The sequence below is a fragment of the Rathayibacter sp. AY2B7 genome, from assembly GCF_002931635.1.
GTDB lineage: Bacteria > Actinomycetota > Actinomycetes > Actinomycetales > Microbacteriaceae > Rathayibacter.
This window is the reverse complement of the sequence record NZ_PSUC01000089.1, coordinates 1-15790: the sequence shown is the minus strand read 5'-3', so window position 1 is coordinate 15790 and position 15790 is coordinate 1. Positions and strand designations below refer to the sequence as shown.

Genomic DNA, 15790 nt, shown 5'->3' with positions numbered 1-15790 from the left:
GGTGGCGCCGGCGAGGAGGCCGCGGACGAAGAACCTCTGGAGGGAGAAGAACACGATGAGCGGCACGATGATCGAGATGAACGCGCCGGCCGTGAGCAGCTCCCACGACTGACCGTAGGAGCCGGTGAGGTCCTGCAGCGCCTTCGTGATCGGCAGCCCCTGTCCGGAGGTGAAGACCGTCGCGACCAGCAGGTCGTTCCAGACCCAGAGGAACTGGAAGATGCCGAAGGAGGCGATGGCGGGGACCGAGAGCGGGAGGACGATGCGGAAGAAGATCTGGCCGTGTCCGGCGCCGTCCACTCGTGCCGCTTCGATGACCTCGCCGGGGATCTCGGAGATGAAGTTGTGGAGCATGAAGATCGCGAGCGGGAGCGCGAAGATCGTGTGCGCGATCCACACCTTCGCGTAGGAGCCGTCCAACCCGTTCACCCCGAGGCCGGGGAGGATGTAGAGCCCTCCGATGCGCAGGCCGTCCGAGAACAGCTGCAGCAGCGGCACGAGCGCCATCTGGATGGGGACGATCTGGAGCGAGAACACGAGGACGAAGAGCGTGTTGCGGCCCTTGAAGTCGATCCAGGCGAATGCGTAGGCGGCGAGGCTGGCGATCGTGATCGGGATCAGCGCCGCCGGCAGCGTGATGACCAGCGAGTTCACGAACGCCTTGCCCAGGGTCAGGCTGTCGCCGGAGTTGAGCGCGTTCGCGTAGTTGTCGAGGGTGAAGCCGGGGTTGGCGAAGATCGTCCACCAGCCGGTCGTCTTGATGTCGTTCGCGGGGCGGAACGACGAGATGAACAGGCCGAGGGTGGGGACGGTCCAGATGACGGCGATGATCAGCGCGGCGAGGGTGGCGCCGCGCGACGTCGTCGCCTTCTTCACCTTGCCGCTGGCCGCCTCGATCCTGGACTCGCCGCGGGCGAGCGCGCGCTCGGTGCTGCGGTCGACCGGAACCTGGATCGGAGTGGGCGTGACGCTCATCGGATCTCCCTCTGCTTGGCGAGCTGGCGGGCGTTGTAGACGACGATCGGGAGCACGAGCAGGAACAGGATGACCGCGAGGGCCGCGCTGTAGCCGCTGCGGGCGCCGAGCTGGAACTGGCGGACCATCTCGAACGCGAGGACCGTGGTGTCGGAGCGGCCGCCGGTCATCGCCGAGACGATGTCGAAGACCTTCAGCGACGCGATCGAGATCGTCGTGAGGACGACCACGATCGAGGAGCGGATGCCGGGGACGGTGACGTTCCAGAAGGACTGCCACGCGCTGGTGCCGTCGAGCGAGGCCGCTTCGAGCTGCTCGGAGGGGACGCCCTTGATGGCGGCGGAGAGCACCGTCATGGCGAATCCGGCCTGGGTCCAGATGAGGACGACGACGAGGAACAGGGTGTTCCACGGCTCGAGTCCCAGCCAGTCGACCGGCGGGGCGCCGAAGGCGGTGAGTATGCCGTTGAGGAGGCCGATCTGCTCGCCCTGGCGCACGTCGTAGAAGAACTTGAAGATGATCGACGCGCCGACGAACGAGATCGCCATCGGCATGAAGACCAGCAGCTTGAAGAACTTCTCGCCGCGGCTCTTGTCGATGAAGACCGCGTAGGCGAGACCGATCGCGGTCGCCGTGATGGGTGCCAGGAGCACCCAGACCACCGTGTTGAGGAAGGCGGTGATGCCGTCGGGGCTGGTGAAGACCCAGACGAAGTTGTCGATGCCGGCGAATCCGGAGCCGTCGTTCTTCATGAACGCGTTGAAGGCCGTCGTGATCGTCGGGTAGATCAGGCCGATGAGGATGAAGAAGGCGGCCGGTGCCATGAACGCGATGAGCTGGAGTCCGTAGCCCGCGCCTTTGCGGGACCGGAAGTCGAGCAGGAACAGCGCGCCGCCGATGACGGCGGCGACCACCGCGACCCAGAGGACGGAGTTGTAGAGGCCGAAGACCAGCAGGAGGACGACCGGCAGGACGACCGTGACCGCGAGCCGGAGGACCGTGTAGCCGGTGCCGCGGCGGGGCGCGATCTCGACGAAGAAGAGGATGAGCGCCACCACGGCCGCGAAGGCCAGGAGGATGAGCGGGATCTGCGCGAGCGGCGGGATTCCCGCCAGCCATTGGAAGAACCCCGAGATGGTGATGGGGGACATGGACGCCCTTTCGAGTGCGACTCTGGACTCAGGAGGGGCCCGGCCCCGGGATCCGTGGATCCGGGGGCCGGGCCGTCACAGCTGAGCCGCCACTCGGGAGCGGCGGCTCTGCTCCGCTGCTAGGAGGTGTAGCCGGCCTGGATCTCCTCGAGCGCCTGGTCGGTGCTCGTGCCGTCGATCCAGTCGACCATGCCCTTGAAGAAGCTGTCCGAGCCCACTGCCTTCGGCATGAGGTCGGACGCGTCGAAGCGGAACGTGGTGTCCGGGTTCTGGAGGATCGCGATGGAGTCCTTCAGGACGTCGCTGCCCGCGTTGGCCGGGTCGAGACCGGTGTTCGCGGAGATGACGCCGCCGAGGGAGACGCGGCTGTTGGCCCAGTCGGCGCTGGCCAGGTACTCCTGGACCTTCGCGGTGTCCTCATCGTTCGAGAACGCGGCGACCATCTCGCCACCACCGGTGACGGCCTGGGCGTCGTCGGCCTTGACCGGCGGGGTGAGGAAGGCCCACACGTCGCCGTCCTCGGCCACGTTGGCGCCGGCCGAGGTCAGGAAGCCCTCGAAGAACGAGGCCTGGTGGGTCAGCGCGCAGGTGCCGTTCGCCATGTTCTGGGCGACGTCGCCGAAGGCGGTGGAGTTGATCGACTTCACGTCGCCGTAGCCGGCGTTGACGAGGGTCGGGTCGAGGAGGATCGATCCGACGGACTCGAACGCGGACTTGATGGCCGGGTCGGTGAAGGGGGTGTCGCCCGCGACCCAGGAGTCGTAGACGTCGGAGCCGGCCTCGCGGAGGACGGCGTCCTCGATCCAGTCGGTTCCGGGCCAGCCGGAGGCCTCACCGGAGTTGAAGCCCGCGCACCAGGACGGTCCGCCGGTCTTCTCGGCGATCGTCTTGCCGAGCGCCTCCATCTCGTCCCACGTCGTGGGAACGGAGACGCCCCACTCCTTGAACTTGGCCGGCGAGTACCAGATGTAGCCCTTGACGGACGCCATCAGCGGCGCGCCGTACTGGGTGCCGTCGACCTGGCCGTACTTCTGCCAGTCCTCGGACCAGTTCTGCTTGACGTTGGCGAGGGCGCCCTCGGGGAGCTCCTGCACCTTGCCGGAGGCGACGGTGTCGGCGAGCAGACCCGGCTGCGGGAAGATCGCGAGGTCGGGGGTGTCGCCACCCTGGACCTTGATGCCGATCTGCTTCTCGAACTCCTTGTCGCCCGTGTACTTGATCTCGATGCCGCTCTCCTTCTCCCAGTCCGCCCAGGACTGCTCGAGAAGGGTGGCCTCGTCGCCGTTGATGGTGCCGTAGACGTTGACGACGCCGTCGGCGGTGCCGACCGTGCCGGCCGAGCTGCCGCCGCCGGCGTTCGGGTCGTTGGGGTCACTGCTGCTGGAGCAGCCCGCGAGTGCGATGCCGGCCGCTGCCAGAACGGCGACCGGGACGGTGATACGGCGGTGCAGGGATGACCGCATTCTTCCTCCTCATTGAGTGGTGGAACCAGCCGAGCAGGCCGCTCCTCGCCGATCGGGATCGGGAGGCTGTGGCGGCTCGAAGCGTGTGCCGCGACGACTCGGATGCTGGTGATGGCGATGCCAGGAGGAACTCCGAGCGGATCACCGGATTCGTGTGGGTGGGCTCCCACGGAGGGAAACCTTTCCACAAGAACGATGAAAGCACAACGCCGGTGATAGAGCGCTCTCTGAGATAACGATTCGGCGTCAGAACGGCGATCGCGGCGGCGGGGCCGGGCGGAGATCGATCTCGGTACGACGCCCGGCCGCCGGGCGGGGTATAACTTCCTGGAACCGTTTCCAGCATCGAGGCCGGACGGTCGGGAGGAACGCCGTGCCAGGCATCGAAGAGGTGGCCGAGCTCGCAGGAGTGTCGAAGGCGACGGTCTCGCGCGCGCTCAGCGGCCGGGGCTACGTCTCCGCCGGGACGAAGCAGCGCGTCGAGCGTGCCGCGACGAGCCTGGGCTACGTCGTCTCCGCCAACGCCTCCAGCCTCGTCACCGGCCGCAGCAACAACATCGCCGTGATCATCCCGATCATCAACCAGTGGTTCTTCGCCGGGATCATCGAGGGCATCGAGCGCGCCCTGCTCGCCGCCGGCTACGACCTGCTCCTCTACAACATCGACAAGCACCTCGACGCCCGCCGGAGCGTGTTCGAGTACTACCTCGTCCGCAAGCGCGTCGACGCGATCGTCGCCGTCACGCTCGAGATCTCGCCGCACGAGACGGAGGCGCTCCTCGCCCTGGGCAAGCCCATCGTCGGCATCGGCGGCGAGCTCCCCGGCATCCCCACCTTCAGCATCGACGACGTCGCCGCCTCCCGCCTCGCCACGGAGCACCTTCTCTCCCTCGGCCACGAGCGGGTCGTCCACATCGGCGGGCTCGCGGAGGAGGAGATGGACTTCCACGTCCATACGCAGCGCCGCGACGGCTTCCGCCAGGCGCTCGCGGCCGCCGGCCTCGAGCCGGGCGCGCAGGACATCGTGCCCACCACCTTCGACATCCCCGGCGGGCACAGCGCCGGACGGCAGGTCCTCGGCGACCCGCGGACCCGGCCGACGGCGATCTTCGCCGCCTCCGACGAGATCGCGATCGGGATCATCCTCGCGGCGCGCGAGCTCGGCCTCTCGGTGCCCGAGGACGTCTCCGTCATCGGGATCGACGACCACCCCCTCGCCGAGCTCTTCGGTCTCAGCTCGATCCGCCAGGACCCGCGCCAGCAGGGCGAGCTCGCGGTCGCGCTGGTGCTGGACGCGCTGGCCGCCCTCGGTCGCGGCGAGCCCCCTCCCCCGGCCCGCCACACGCTGATCCCCGCCTCGCTGGTGATCCGCACCAGCACCTCGGCGCCGCGGGGGGCGAGAATCGGAGCATGAGCGACTCCGACACCCCCACTGTCCGCGACGTCCCCGAGCGGTCCCGCTTCGTGATCGAGGTCGGCGGCACCCCGGCCGGCTTCGCCGCGTACACCCGCCAGGACGACGAGGTGACGCTCACCCACACCGTCGTCGACGACGCATGGGAGGGCCACGGCCTCGGGGGCATCCTCGCGCGGGCCGCGGTCACCGCGATCACGGAGGCGGGCGGCACGGTCGTCCCGCGCTGCCCCTTCGTGGCGGCCTGGCTGCGCAAGCACCCCGACGTCGACGCCCGGGTCCGCTGGCCCGAGGACTGACTCACCCCGGGGGCGTCCTGCTCCCGATCTCCTGGAGCGCCCAGGTGTTGCCGTCCGGATCGGCGAAGTACGCGTACTGAACGCCGCCCAGGTCCTGGACCTCGCTGATCTCGAGCGAGCGGCCGACGAGCTCCGCGCGAGCGGCGGCGATGTCGTCGACGACGAGGTGGAGGGAGCGGACGGCGCCCTCCTCCGGACCGGGGCCCATCCCGCTGCCGACCACGATCGAGCAGGCCGAGCCGGGCGGCGTGAGCTGGACCACGCGCATCGCCGCAGAGGGCCGCACGTCGTGGTCGAGGTGGAAGCCCATCACCTCCGTGTAGAACGCGACCGCGCGGTCGACGTCGCCGACGGGGAGGGGGACGAGCTCGAGTCGCATCTGCACGCGACCAGTGTGCCGCGCGGCGGAACCGTGCGGGAGGGGGTCAGTCGCGCGGGCCGACGACGAGGCGCTCGTGCATGATCTCGACGGCGCGCTCGAGGACGCGGCGGTCCTCGGGGGTGAGATCGGCGAAGATCGGCGTCAGCGCGTCGCCGAGGTCGGTCCGCCAGGCGTTCAGCGCGTCCGCGCCGGCGGGAGCCAGACGGATCTGCCACGCGCGCGCGTCGAGGGGATCGGCGATGCGGTCGAGCCAGCCGGTCTCGACGAGGTTCTTCACGATCTTGGTCATCGTGGGCTGCGAGACGCGGCTCTGGGAGGCGAGCTCCCCCAGGCGCATCGGGCCCATCGAGAGGAGCACCGAGAGCGTGCGCCAGACGGCCTGCGACTCCTGGTTGCCGGTCGCCTGGGCGGCGAGGCGGGTGATCCGGTGCGTCACCGAGACGAAGTCGCTCAGGAGCTCGCTGAGCGAGACCTCGCTGGGCGGGACGTCGCGGGCGGGGAGCCCGGCGAGCAGATCGTGAGCAGTCACGCTCCGATCCTAGGGGCGCGCGCCTCCGTCGGGCGGGAACGACGAAGGGCGCCGCCTCCGAGGAGACGACGCCCTGCGTCTGCAGGCGTGCCTGCGTCACCCTGACGAGCGACCGGCCGGAGCCGGCACCCGCGACGGGTGAAGGGGATTACTTGACGGTGACGGTCGCGCCGGCGCCCTCGAGCTGAGCCTTGGCCTTCTCGGCGGTCTCCTTGTTGACGGCCTCGAGGACCGCCTTGGGGGCACCGTCGACGAGCGCCTTCGCCTCACCGAGGCCGAGGCTGGTGAGGGCGCGCACCTCCTTGATGACCTGGATCTTCTTCTCGCCGGCGGCCTCGAGCACGACGTCGAACTCGGTCTGCTCCTCGACCTCTTCGGCGGGGGCGGCCGGGCCGGCCACACCGGCGGCGGCGACGGGCGCCGCAGCGGTGACCTCGAAGACCTCTTCGAACTTCTTGACGAACTCCGAGAGCTCGATGAGCGTGAGCTCCTTGAAGGCCTCGATGAGCTCGTCCTGCGTGAGCTTTGCCATGATTTTTCTCCTTGTTTTTCTTTGTCTACGAACCGCGCGCGCACTGCTTCCCGGAAGGGGAAGACGTCAGCTCGCGGACTCCTGCTTCTCGCGCAGCGCCTCGACCGTGCGAACGGCCTTCGAGAGCGGAGCGTTGAACAGATATGCGGCGCCGAACAGCGAGGCCTTGAAGGCGCCGGCGAGCTTGCCGAGCAGAACTTCGCGGGACTCGAGGTCGGCGAGCTTGCCCACCTCTTCTGCGGTCAGCGGGTTACCGTCGAAGTAACCGCCCTTGACCACGAGGAGAGGGTTTGCCTTGGCGAAGGCACGCAGCGACTTCGCGACGGCGACAGGGTCGCCGTGCACGAACGCGATGGCCGAGGGGCCAGCGAGCTCGTCGTCGAAGGACGAGATACCGGCGTTGTTCGCCGCGATCTTGGTCAGCGTGTTCTTCACCACGGCGTAGGTTGCGTGCTCACTGATGTCCTTGCGCAGCGTCTTGAGCTGAGCAACAGTGAGACCGCGGTACTCGGTCAGCAGAACGGCCGTCGAGCTCTGGAACTTCTCCGTGAGTTCGGCAACCGAGGCTTCCTTGTTCGCCATGGCTACTCCTGTGAATTCTCGTGCCGGTAGCCCGAAGGCAGGCAAAGAAAAAAGCTCCGGCACAGGGGCGCGGAGCTTCGGGATCGCGGTGAGGCGGAACTGAACTCGTGCACCTGCGCGGGCAATTCGCTTCGCGAATCCTTCGTCCGGTGGCGATCCGCGGGGCCGGGGCCCTGCTCGTGCGCACACCGGAAACCGGCGGTCTTTGGCTTCGGGAAGCGTACGTCATCGCGGCGCGCGGGCGCAAGTCGAGGAGGAGGGCCCGCACGCGGGATGCTGGAGGCATGACCTGCCCGACTCCCGATTCCGCCCGCGACGTCGACTCCGCGATCGCCTCGGTGGAGGGCGAGCTCAGCACCCTCTTCAACCGCGTGCGGGCGGCGATGCGCTCCTACGCCGAGCGGCTCCACCCGGAGCTGACGCCGCTGGGCTACAAGACGATCTCGGCGCTCGAGCGCCGCGGACCCGTGCACTCGGGCGTGCTGGCCGAGCTCCTCGAGATGGACAAGTCGGCGCTCAGCCGCCAGATCACGGCGCTCGACCGCCTCGGCTTCCTCGAGCGCACCCCCGACCCGCAGGACGGCCGCGCCACGATCCTCTCGGTGACTCCGGCGACCGCCGCGCGGCTGCGCGAGATCCGCAGCTCGAACCAGGCGCTGATGCACGAGGAGCTGCGCAGCTGGGCGCTCGCCGACGTCGAGCTCTTCGCCTCTCTCCTGCACAGGATCAACGACCTCGACATCTGACGCCTAGCACCCCGTCCGTTCGGGGACAATCGCCGGACGCCGCCCGCTCGACTGCGTAGTTTCGGAGGCGATGGACCAGCACTCCTCCTCTCTCCTCCCCCACGACGTCGACGGCGCGCTCGGCTTCGCGCGCGGTCTGAGCGCCGACGCGCCCCGGCCCGGCACCGGTCGCACCGCCGAGCTGCACGGTCTCCTCGAGCGCCTGGCTCGGCACGACCTCGGCGTCGCGCGTGCGGTGGAGCCGCACCTCGACGCTCTCGCGATCCTCGGCGAGGCGGAGCTCGACCCGTCCGGACTCGGAGTCGCCGCCGACCCCACCTGGGGGGTCTTCGCGGCCGAGGGCGGCGGGGATCCTCTGGTCGCCCGCGAGAGCGACGGCGACTGGCTGCTCGACGGCGTGAAGCCCTGGTGCTCGCTGGCCGACCGCCTCGACGCCGCCCTCGTCACCGCCCACGTCGGGGACGCCTCCGGCGAGCGCCGCCTCTTCGCCGTGGCGCTGCGGGACGGGTCGGCGACGCCGGAGCAGGACGCCTGGCACGCGCGGGGCCTGACGGAGGTGCCCAGCGGACCGGTCCGCTTCTCCGGCACCCGCGCCGTCCCCGTAGGCGACGTCGGCTGGTACCTCTCGCGGCCCGGCTTCGCCTGGGGCGGCATCGGCGTCGCCGCCTGCTGGCACGGCGGAGCCCTCGGAGTCGCGGCGGCCGTCGCGGCGGCGGCAGCCCGACGCGAGGACCCGCACCTCCTGGCCCACCTCGGAGCGATCGACACGGCGCTCTCCGCGTCGCGCCGGGCGCTGGACGAGGCCGCCGCGGCGATCGACGCGGGCGAGGCCGACGGCCCCCGCGGCTCACTGCTCGCCAAGCGCGTGCGGGCGAGCGTCGCCGGAGCGGTCGAGGAGATCCTGCTCCGCGCCGGCCGCGCGCTCGGCCCGGCTCCGCTCGCCCTCGACGCCGAGCACGCCAAGCGCGTCGCCGACCTCGCGCTCTACGTCCGCCAGCACCACGCCGAGCGCGACGACGCCGCTCTCGGCCGCGCCGTGCTCGCCTCGGGCGAGGCGGCCTCCTGGTGAGCCAGCCCTTCGACGGGCGCCTCGAGGGCACTCCTCTCGAGCGCTGGACCGCGGACGGCCGCCGCGACCGCCTCCCGGAGCTGACCCTGCCCGACGGGATCCGGCACGTCCTGGTGGTCGTGGCGCACGCCGACGACGAGACCCTCGGCTGCGGCGGCACCATCGCGCTCGCGCGTCGGCGCGGGATCGCGGTCGACGTCGTCGTCGTGACCGACGGAGCCGCGGCGCACGGGGAGCGGGACGCGGACCTCGCCGCCGAGCGCCGGCGGGAGGCCTCGGACGCACTGGCGGAGCTCGGCCCCGGCATCGGGCTCGCCTTCCTCGACGTGCCGGACTCGGCGACCCCGGAGCACCGCGAGCGCATCGCACGCGAGGTGCGCGAGCGGGCGGCCGGCGCCCCCGGGACCGTCCTCCTCCTCTCCACCTGGACCGGGGACGGGCACCGGGACCACCGCGTGGTCGGCGAGATCTGCGCGGAGGTCGCTCGCGAGCTCGGGCAGCCGCTCCTCGCCGCGCCGATCTGGCTGTGGCACTGGGCGGCCCCGGAGGACCCCGAGGTGCCGTGGGGCGACCTCGTGCGCCTGCCGCTCGACGACGAGCTGCTCGAGCGCACCCGCCGCGCCCGCTCCCGCTACCCCAGCCAGACCCGCCCCGGGCCCGACGGGACCGGTCCGGTGCTCCATCCGCTCTTCCTGCGCACCTTCACCGGGGACGACCGGCTGGTGAGGATCGCATGAGCTACTTCGACGAGCTGTACGCCCGCCACGAGGACCCGTGGGGGTACACGAGCCGCTGGTACGAGCAGCGCAAGCGCGCCCTGACACTCGCGAGCCTGCCGGAGCAGCGCTACGGCTCGGTGCTGGAGATCGGCGCCTCGATCGGCGTGCTGGCCGAGGCGCTGGCCGACCGGGCCGACCGCCTGCTGGCGATCGACGTGTCGAGCGCCGCCGTCGAGCGCGCCGCCCGCCGCCTCGCTCCGCTCGAGCACGTGCGGGTCGAGCACCACGACATCACCCGCGGCGTGCCGGAGGGCCCGTTCGACCTGGTCGTGCTCTCGGAGGTCGGCTACTACCTCGGCGACGCCCTCCCCGGCGTGCTGCGCACCGTCCGCGACGCCCTCGCCCCCGCGGGGGAGCTCGTCACCGTGCACTGGCGGCATCCGATCGAGGGGCTCGCTCTGGACGGCGACGCCGTGCAGTCCGCCGTGGCGGAGCTGGGCCTGCACCGCCTCGCCCGCCACGAGGAGGAGGACGTCCTGCTCGAGGTCCACGCCCGCGACTCCCGCTCGGTCGCCCGCCGGACGGGGCTGGTGTGAGCCGGCTCGCGCAGGTGCTGGTCGTCGTGCCCGCCCTCGACGAGGAGGAGCGGATCGGCGGCCTGATCGGCTCCGTCCAGGCGAGCGCGACCCACCTCTCCCACCGGGCGCCCGGCATCCGGGTGCGCCTCCTGGTCGCCGCGGACGGCTGCTCCGACGCGACCGTCGAGCGGGCACTTGCCGCCGGAGCCGAGGTGCTGGAGCTCGCCCGCTGCGGAGTCGGCGCCGCCCGCTCCGCCGGGATCGCGCACGCCCTCTCCTCCGTCACCGCTCCGCTCGAGCAGGTGTGGATCGCCAACACCGACGCCGACACCGTGGTGCCCCGCGACTGGCTGGCCGCCCACGTCGAGCACGCCCGACGGCACGACGCGCTGCTCGGCACGGTCCGGCCCGACCCGGCCGACCTCTCCCCCGGCGCCTACTCGCGCTGGCGCGACGTCCGCGCGCGGGAGGAGTCGATCGGCAGCATCCACGGCGCGAACCTCGGCGTCCGCGCGAGCGCGTACCTCGCCGCGGGCGGCTTCGGGCGGGAGCCGCTGCACGAGGACGTCCTGCTCATCGAGCGGCTGCGCGCGAGCGGCGCCCGGGTCGGAGCGACGGACCGCGGCGAGGTGGTCACCTCCGGCCGCCGCGACAACCGGGTCGAGGGCGGCTACGGCCGCTACCTCCACGCCCGCTTCCCGGCCGAGACGTCTCCGGCCTGCGGCTGAATCGGGTACACGCGCACGCGCAACACGATGCGAGGGGTCCCTGTCAATGGTCGGGCCGTGGTTTGTCACGGATTGCGCAGGAGAGTCAAATGGGTGTCGAGCACGACCCGGTGCTCTCCGATGGAAGGGTCACTGCATGAATCCCCGCCTCGTCCTGCTGGCACTGGTCGCCTTCACCGCCTACGTGTTCGGCTCCCGCGCCGGCCGTGGCCGCTACGAAGAGCTGCGCCACCTCGCACTCGGCGTGTGGAACGACCCGGCCACGAAGAAGACCCGCAAGAAGCTCAAGAAGACCTCCAAGCGCGAGGCCAAGCAGCTCACCGCCATCGCGAGCAAGGCCCGCGACAAGGTGCAGCGCCGCCTCCGCTGACCCCCGCTTCCACGACTCACAGGACACCGGGCCGGTGTCTCCGCTCGCATCGGAACGGCCGATCGAGCACGAACTGAAGGAGAAACATCATGGGCATCATCAGCTGGATCATCCTCGGCCTCATCGCCGGGGCGCTCGCCAAGCTCATCCTCCCGGGCAAGCAGGGCGGCGGGTGGATCATCACGATCGTCCTCGGCATCGTGGGCGCGCTGCTCGGCGGCTTCCTCAGCACGCTGTTCGGCATCCAGGACGCCGTCAACGGCATCAACATCGTGAGCATCATCGTCTCCGTCGTCGGTGCGATCGTCGTCCTCCTCATCTACGGCGCGATCGTCGGCCGCAAGTCCCGCGCGTAAGTCGCGCTCCTCGAAGGCCCCCGGCATCCGTGCCGGGGGCCTTCGGCGTTCCCGGGCGGGCGCACCTCTGCTCGGGGGATCCGACTCCTCCTCCGCGGGGAAGCTGGATGTCCGCCGAGCGCGCAAGGGGTTGATGCTGGGAGCCGCAGGCGATGAACTGGAGGCACGACAGCGCGGCTCCACTGCGCCCTCGCCCCGACGAAAGGACGTACTCGCTCATGAGCGACGACATCGCAACGGTCCCCACGATCACCCTGAACAACGGCGTGGAGATCCCGCAGCTGGGCTTCGGCGTGTTCCAGATCGACCCGGCCGAGACCAAGGACGCGACCCTGGCGGCCCTCGAGGTCGGCTACCGCCACATCGACACCGCCGAGATGTACGGCAACGAGGCGGGCGTCGGCGAGGCCGTCCGCGCCTCCGGCCTCGACCGCTCCGAGGTCTTCGTGACCAGCAAGCTCAACAACGGCTTCCACGCCCGCGAGGACGCTCTCGCCGCGATCGACGTCACCCTCGGCGAGCTGAAGTTCGACTACGTCGACCTGTTCCTCATCCACTGGCCGCTTCCGAACGTGGGCGACTACCTGGAGACGTGGAAGGCGATGGAGGAGATCTACCGCAGCGGCAAGGCGAAGGCGATCGGCGTCTCCAACTTCCAGACCAACCACCTCAACCGGCTCCGCGCCGAGGCGACCATCGTCCCGGCCGTCAACCAGATCGAGGTGCACCCCTACCTCGTGCAGCAGGAGCTCCGCGCCTACGGCACCGAGCACGGCATCGCGACCGAGGCCTGGTCGCCCATCGCGCAGGGCCTCGTCCTCGACGACGACACCATCACCCGCATCGCGCGCAACGTCGACCGCAGCCCGGCGCAGGTCGTGCTCCGCTGGCACATCCAGCGCGGCGACATCGTCTTCCCGAAGTCGGTCACCCGCAAGCGCGTGGAGGAGAACTTCGCCCTCTTCGACTTCGAGCTCGACGACGAGGCGATGACCGACATCACGGCGCTCGACCGCGGCCACCGCACCGGCCCCGACCCCGACACCTTCAACTACATCCCGAGCTGATCCTCGGCTCCACGGAGCGCGCCCGGCCTGCAGTCGTCCTGCGGACCGGGCGCGCTCGTGCGTGGGGCGGCGGGCCGAGCCGCGCACGAACGGGGTGGGTCTCGATAAGCCGCTGCGCGGCTCCTCGATCAGCACGGTCACGGGCCGGCCGCACCCCTGCTGATCGAGGAGCGGGCGCAGCCCGCGCATCGAGGTCCACCACCGACGAACAGCGCGGATCCCGATGCGCCGGGCCCGCGGATCAGACCTGCTGCGAGTCGCGCCAGGAGTGCTCGGGGGCGTAGCCGAGGACCTCGCGGGCGTGGTCGATCGAGAGCAGGGTGCCGGTCGTCCCGAGGTCGCCGCGCAGCTCGACGCCGGGGAACACCTCGGCCACCAGCTCGGCGTTGGGGCGCGTCATCACGGTGTCGGCCGCGGCGATGATGAAGCGGTCGAACCCGGTCGTCTCGGCGAGCAGCGCCTTCTCGACCGCCTGCGCTCCGTCGCGTCCGTCGATGTAGCCCCAGAGGTTCCACTTGCGCAGCAGCGCGTCGGAGTCGAACGACGGGAACTCGGCGTAGTCGGCCTCGTCCATGACGTTCGAGAAGCGCAGGCCCGTGATCTTCAGGTCCGGGTGCCAGCGGCACAGCTCGATCGCCATCTGCTCCTCGAGGTGCTTGGTGAGCGAGTAGACCGACTCCGGGCGCGCCGGGTACTGCTCGTCGACCGGGATGTAGGGCGGCGGGACGTCGAAGGGCAGGCCCAGCACGGTCTCGCTGGAGGCGTAGACGACGTTGCGGATGCCGGCACGGATCGCTCCGTGGAACGCGTTGAACGTCGCGATCATGTTGTTGTGGAACGTGGCGACGTCGGGCACGAGGCCCGGCGCGGGGATCGCGGCGAGGTGCACGAGCGCGTCGATGCCCTCGTACTGGTCGTTCACCGACTGCAGCGCGTCCACGACCTGGCCGTAGTCGGCGATGTCGATGCGGACGAAGCCCGCGCCGCGGTCCCCCGCACGGTCCAGGTTGAACACCTCGTGCCCGGAGGCGCGGAGGCGGGTGACGACGTGGCGGCCGAGCTTGCCGGATCCACCGGTGACTGCGATTCTCATGCTCGAACGCTAACGGGCCCGCGGCGGGGGCGGCGAGGGGTGGCGGATCAGCCGCGCGAGTGGAGCGAGATCGTGCCGCCGACCTCGGGCGTCGTCTCGTCGGCGACGAGCTCGGTCCAGCGGCGGAGCACGGCGGCGCCGGCCGCATCGTTCACGGCTCCGTCGACGACGAGGACCGGGTAGGGCTTCTCGGGCACGCCCTCCGCGGGCCGCACGTCGACGTGGGCGACGTCGTAGGCGTGCTCGAACAGCCAGTCGGCCATCGCGTAGTCGCTCCGGGAGTCGCCGACCGTGCGCCAGCGCTGCGGGATCGCGCCGGTCGCTCCGAGCAGCTCCACGGCGCGCTGGGCGCCGAGGTCCTTGCCGAGCCGGTTCGACTCGATGTCGGTCGAGATGACGGTCGGGTCGATGCGGAAGTCGACCGTTCCCTCCTCGTTCGGGTACCGGATGCCGCGGCGCTCGACTCCGAGGCCCGCGGCGGTCATGATCTGCAGCGCGTCGGCGTCGAAGACGAGCTGGCGCTCGAGGTAGTCCTCGCTCGGCAGGTCGACCAGCTGCTCGGCCGAGACCATGGCGCGCTTGGTCTCGTCGAAGAAGACCAGGTCGTCGTAGTCGGAGCGGATCATCCGCTCGAGGTCGCGGGCCACCGGCTCGGGGATCGCGAGCGACTCGTCGACGATCGGCTCCGAGGTGCCGCGGTAGTCGACGGTGAACCAGACGGCGCCCTTCTCGCAGACGCACACGATGCGGGCCTCGGCCGAGACGCCGCGCTCGAGGAGCGCGGGCAGGACCCGCTCGCGCAGGAACGCGTCGGAGCGGCCCGTGTTGAACACGATCGGGATGCCGGCGTTGGCCAGGGTGACGAGGTCGTCGGCGATCTCGGGGATCGAGATCGTGCGCGTGACGGGGCTCGCGATGGGCCCGTCGACGTCGAGGAGCAGGCCGAGCGGAGGGGGTGTGGAGGTCATCGTGTCCCATTCTGCCGTGCCGGGGCCGCTCGACGCCTCCGTGACCGCCTCCGCGCGGGCGGAGCGGTTCAGGAGGCGGGGACGACGAGGGTGCGCTGAGCGGTGGTGCCGTCGGGGGCGAGGACGGCAAGGGTGATCAGGGTCTCGGAGTCGCGGCAGTCGGCGGTGACGGCGGCGGAGCCGGACGCCGCGAGGTCGACGGGCTCGCCCGCGCTCGCGTCGGTGGTGCCGACGGCCAGGCGGGCGGTGGCGCCTCCGCTCGTCTCCCACGACAGGGCGAGCGGGACGGATGCGGTGCGGTCGCCCTCGCAGTCGACGGAGGCGGGGGTGGAGGCGAAGGAGACGATCGCGGGAGGAGCATCGGATCCGGTGCCCGGCTCGGTGTCGGACGGAGCGGCGGAGGCCGTCGGCGCGGGGGCGGCGGCGCCGTCGGCGGCCTCCGGGGAGCCGGGAGCGGCGGACGGCGCCGGAGCGGTCCCGGACGGCGCTGAGGACGGGCCCGCGGACGCCGTGGCTGCGCCGGGCGCTCCGCCGCCGGCGGGCCGGACGAGCAGAACGATCGCGAGGACGACGGCGACGAGTCCGAGGGCGGCGAGGACGATCCCGGTGGTGCGGGCGGAGCGGGACGGCATCGGTCCTCCTGGGACGGGACGGGACGGAACGGGCGGAAGAGACGGGGATCGTGATGATGGTGCCCGGCTTCGCCGCGGTCGCGCTCGCGGGGCTGCTCGGAGTGCCGCTGGGCGTGATGATGCTCGGCGGGTTCGCG

At 71.0% G+C, this 15790-nt stretch carries 20 protein-coding genes; 10 read left to right on the top strand and 10 right to left on the bottom strand.

What is annotated here, in order from left to right; translation table 11 throughout:
• From C5C27_RS13390 to C5C27_RS13380, 3 genes are all read right to left on the bottom strand, one after another.
• Positions 1–975: carbohydrate ABC transporter permease (locus C5C27_RS13390; RefSeq protein WP_104268025.1), on the bottom strand; the 975-nt coding region annotated here is incomplete at its 3' end.
• Entirely contained in the window at positions 972–2126 is a 1155-nt protein-coding gene (locus C5C27_RS13385) for a carbohydrate ABC transporter permease (protein ID WP_181133544.1), read from the bottom strand. The genes C5C27_RS13390 and C5C27_RS13385, both read right to left, overlap by 4 nt.
• A gap of 119 nt (positions 2127–2245) precedes the next feature.
• Complete coding sequence (locus C5C27_RS13380; protein WP_104314642.1) at positions 2246–3589, bottom strand: ABC transporter substrate-binding protein; 1344 nt, start codon at positions 3587–3589, stop codon at positions 2246–2248.
• Between the two features lie 373 nt (positions 3590–3962).
• Between C5C27_RS13380 and C5C27_RS13375 the strand changes: the two genes are divergently transcribed.
• Together C5C27_RS13375 and C5C27_RS13370 are read left to right on the top strand one after the other, a co-directional pair.
• Positions 3963–5003: a LacI family DNA-binding transcriptional regulator gene (locus C5C27_RS13375; protein WP_104224337.1), complete on the top strand. Its 1041-nt coding sequence runs from the start codon at positions 3963–3965 to the stop codon at positions 5001–5003.
• Positions 5000–5302: a GNAT family N-acetyltransferase gene (locus C5C27_RS13370; protein ID WP_104314641.1), complete on the top strand. Its 303-nt coding sequence runs from the start codon at positions 5000–5002 to the stop codon at positions 5300–5302. Before C5C27_RS13375 ends, C5C27_RS13370 begins: the two co-directional genes overlap by 4 nt.
• Position 5303: 1 nt before the next feature.
• Here the strand turns inward: C5C27_RS13370 and C5C27_RS13365 are convergent, their stop codons facing one another.
• From C5C27_RS13365 to rplJ, 4 genes are all read right to left on the bottom strand, one after another.
• Positions 5304–5687, bottom strand: a complete 384-nt coding sequence (locus tag C5C27_RS13365; RefSeq protein ID WP_181133543.1) for a VOC family protein — start codon at positions 5685–5687, stop codon at positions 5304–5306.
• A 40-nt stretch (positions 5688–5727) separates the two neighbouring features.
• Positions 5728–6213, bottom strand: a complete 486-nt coding sequence (locus C5C27_RS13360; RefSeq protein ID WP_244229591.1) for a MarR family winged helix-turn-helix transcriptional regulator — start codon at positions 6211–6213, stop codon at positions 5728–5730.
• Positions 6214–6361: 148 nt separating this feature from the next.
• Positions 6362–6745, bottom strand: a complete 384-nt coding sequence (gene rplL / locus C5C27_RS13355) for a 50S ribosomal protein L7/L12 (RefSeq protein ID WP_104224335.1) — start codon at positions 6743–6745, stop codon at positions 6362–6364.
• 66 nt (positions 6746–6811) lie between these two features.
• Positions 6812–7327 carry a 50S ribosomal protein L10 gene (rplJ, locus tag C5C27_RS13350; RefSeq protein ID WP_055791018.1) on the bottom strand — a complete coding sequence of 172 codons (516 nt, stop codon included), beginning with the start codon at positions 7325–7327 and terminating at the stop codon, positions 6812–6814.
• Between the two features lie 284 nt (positions 7328–7611).
• Between rplJ and C5C27_RS13345 the strand changes: the two genes are divergently transcribed.
• The 8 genes from C5C27_RS13345 (at position 7612) to C5C27_RS13310 (ending at position 12960) form a co-directional block, all read left to right on the top strand.
• The gene (locus tag C5C27_RS13345; protein WP_104314640.1) at positions 7612–8073 is read left to right on the top strand and encodes a MarR family winged helix-turn-helix transcriptional regulator; all 462 of its coding nucleotides are present in this window, start codon (positions 7612–7614) and stop codon (positions 8071–8073) included.
• Positions 8074–8143: 70 nt separating this feature from the next.
• Positions 8144–9142: an acyl-CoA/acyl-ACP dehydrogenase gene (locus C5C27_RS13340; RefSeq protein WP_104314639.1), complete on the top strand. Its 999-nt coding sequence runs from the start codon at positions 8144–8146 to the stop codon at positions 9140–9142.
• The gene (locus C5C27_RS13335) at positions 9139–9879 is read left to right on the top strand and encodes a PIG-L deacetylase family protein (protein WP_181133542.1); all 741 of its coding nucleotides are present in this window, start codon (positions 9139–9141) and stop codon (positions 9877–9879) included. The genes C5C27_RS13340 and C5C27_RS13335 overlap by 4 nt, the downstream gene beginning before the upstream one ends.
• The gene (locus tag C5C27_RS13330) at positions 9876–10457 is read left to right on the top strand and encodes a class I SAM-dependent methyltransferase (RefSeq protein WP_104310074.1); all 582 of its coding nucleotides are present in this window, start codon (positions 9876–9878) and stop codon (positions 10455–10457) included. Before C5C27_RS13335 ends, C5C27_RS13330 begins: the two co-directional genes overlap by 4 nt.
• Positions 10454–11167, top strand: a complete 714-nt coding sequence (locus C5C27_RS13325; RefSeq protein ID WP_104314638.1) for a glycosyltransferase family 2 protein — start codon at positions 10454–10456, stop codon at positions 11165–11167. The genes C5C27_RS13330 and C5C27_RS13325 overlap by 4 nt, the downstream gene beginning before the upstream one ends.
• 136 nt (positions 11168–11303) lie before the next feature.
• On the top strand, positions 11304–11537 hold the full coding sequence (locus tag C5C27_RS13320; RefSeq protein ID WP_104227476.1) for a hypothetical protein: 234 nt from the start codon (positions 11304–11306) through the stop codon (positions 11535–11537).
• An 89-nt stretch (positions 11538–11626) separates the two neighbouring features.
• The gene (locus tag C5C27_RS13315; RefSeq protein WP_104224330.1) at positions 11627–11893 is read left to right on the top strand and encodes a GlsB/YeaQ/YmgE family stress response membrane protein; all 267 of its coding nucleotides are present in this window, start codon (positions 11627–11629) and stop codon (positions 11891–11893) included.
• A 218-nt stretch (positions 11894–12111) separates the two neighbouring features.
• Positions 12112–12960: an aldo/keto reductase gene (locus C5C27_RS13310; RefSeq protein WP_104314637.1), complete on the top strand. Its 849-nt coding sequence runs from the start codon at positions 12112–12114 to the stop codon at positions 12958–12960.
• 241 nt (positions 12961–13201) lie between these two features.
• Here C5C27_RS13310 and C5C27_RS13305 read toward each other — a convergent pair whose 3' ends face one another.
• From C5C27_RS13305 to C5C27_RS13295, 3 genes are all read right to left on the bottom strand, one after another.
• Entirely contained in the window at positions 13202–14053 is an 852-nt protein-coding gene (locus C5C27_RS13305; protein ID WP_104314636.1) for an NAD(P)-dependent oxidoreductase, read from the bottom strand.
• A gap of 47 nt (positions 14054–14100) precedes the next feature.
• Entirely contained in the window at positions 14101–15021 is a 921-nt protein-coding gene (locus C5C27_RS13300; protein WP_104314635.1) for a hypothetical protein, read from the bottom strand.
• 68 nt (positions 15022–15089) lie between these two features.
• On the bottom strand, positions 15090–15653 hold the full coding sequence (locus tag C5C27_RS13295) for a hypothetical protein (protein ID WP_104314634.1): 564 nt from the start codon (positions 15651–15653) through the stop codon (positions 15090–15092).
• Positions 15654–15790 lie beyond the last annotated feature (137 nt).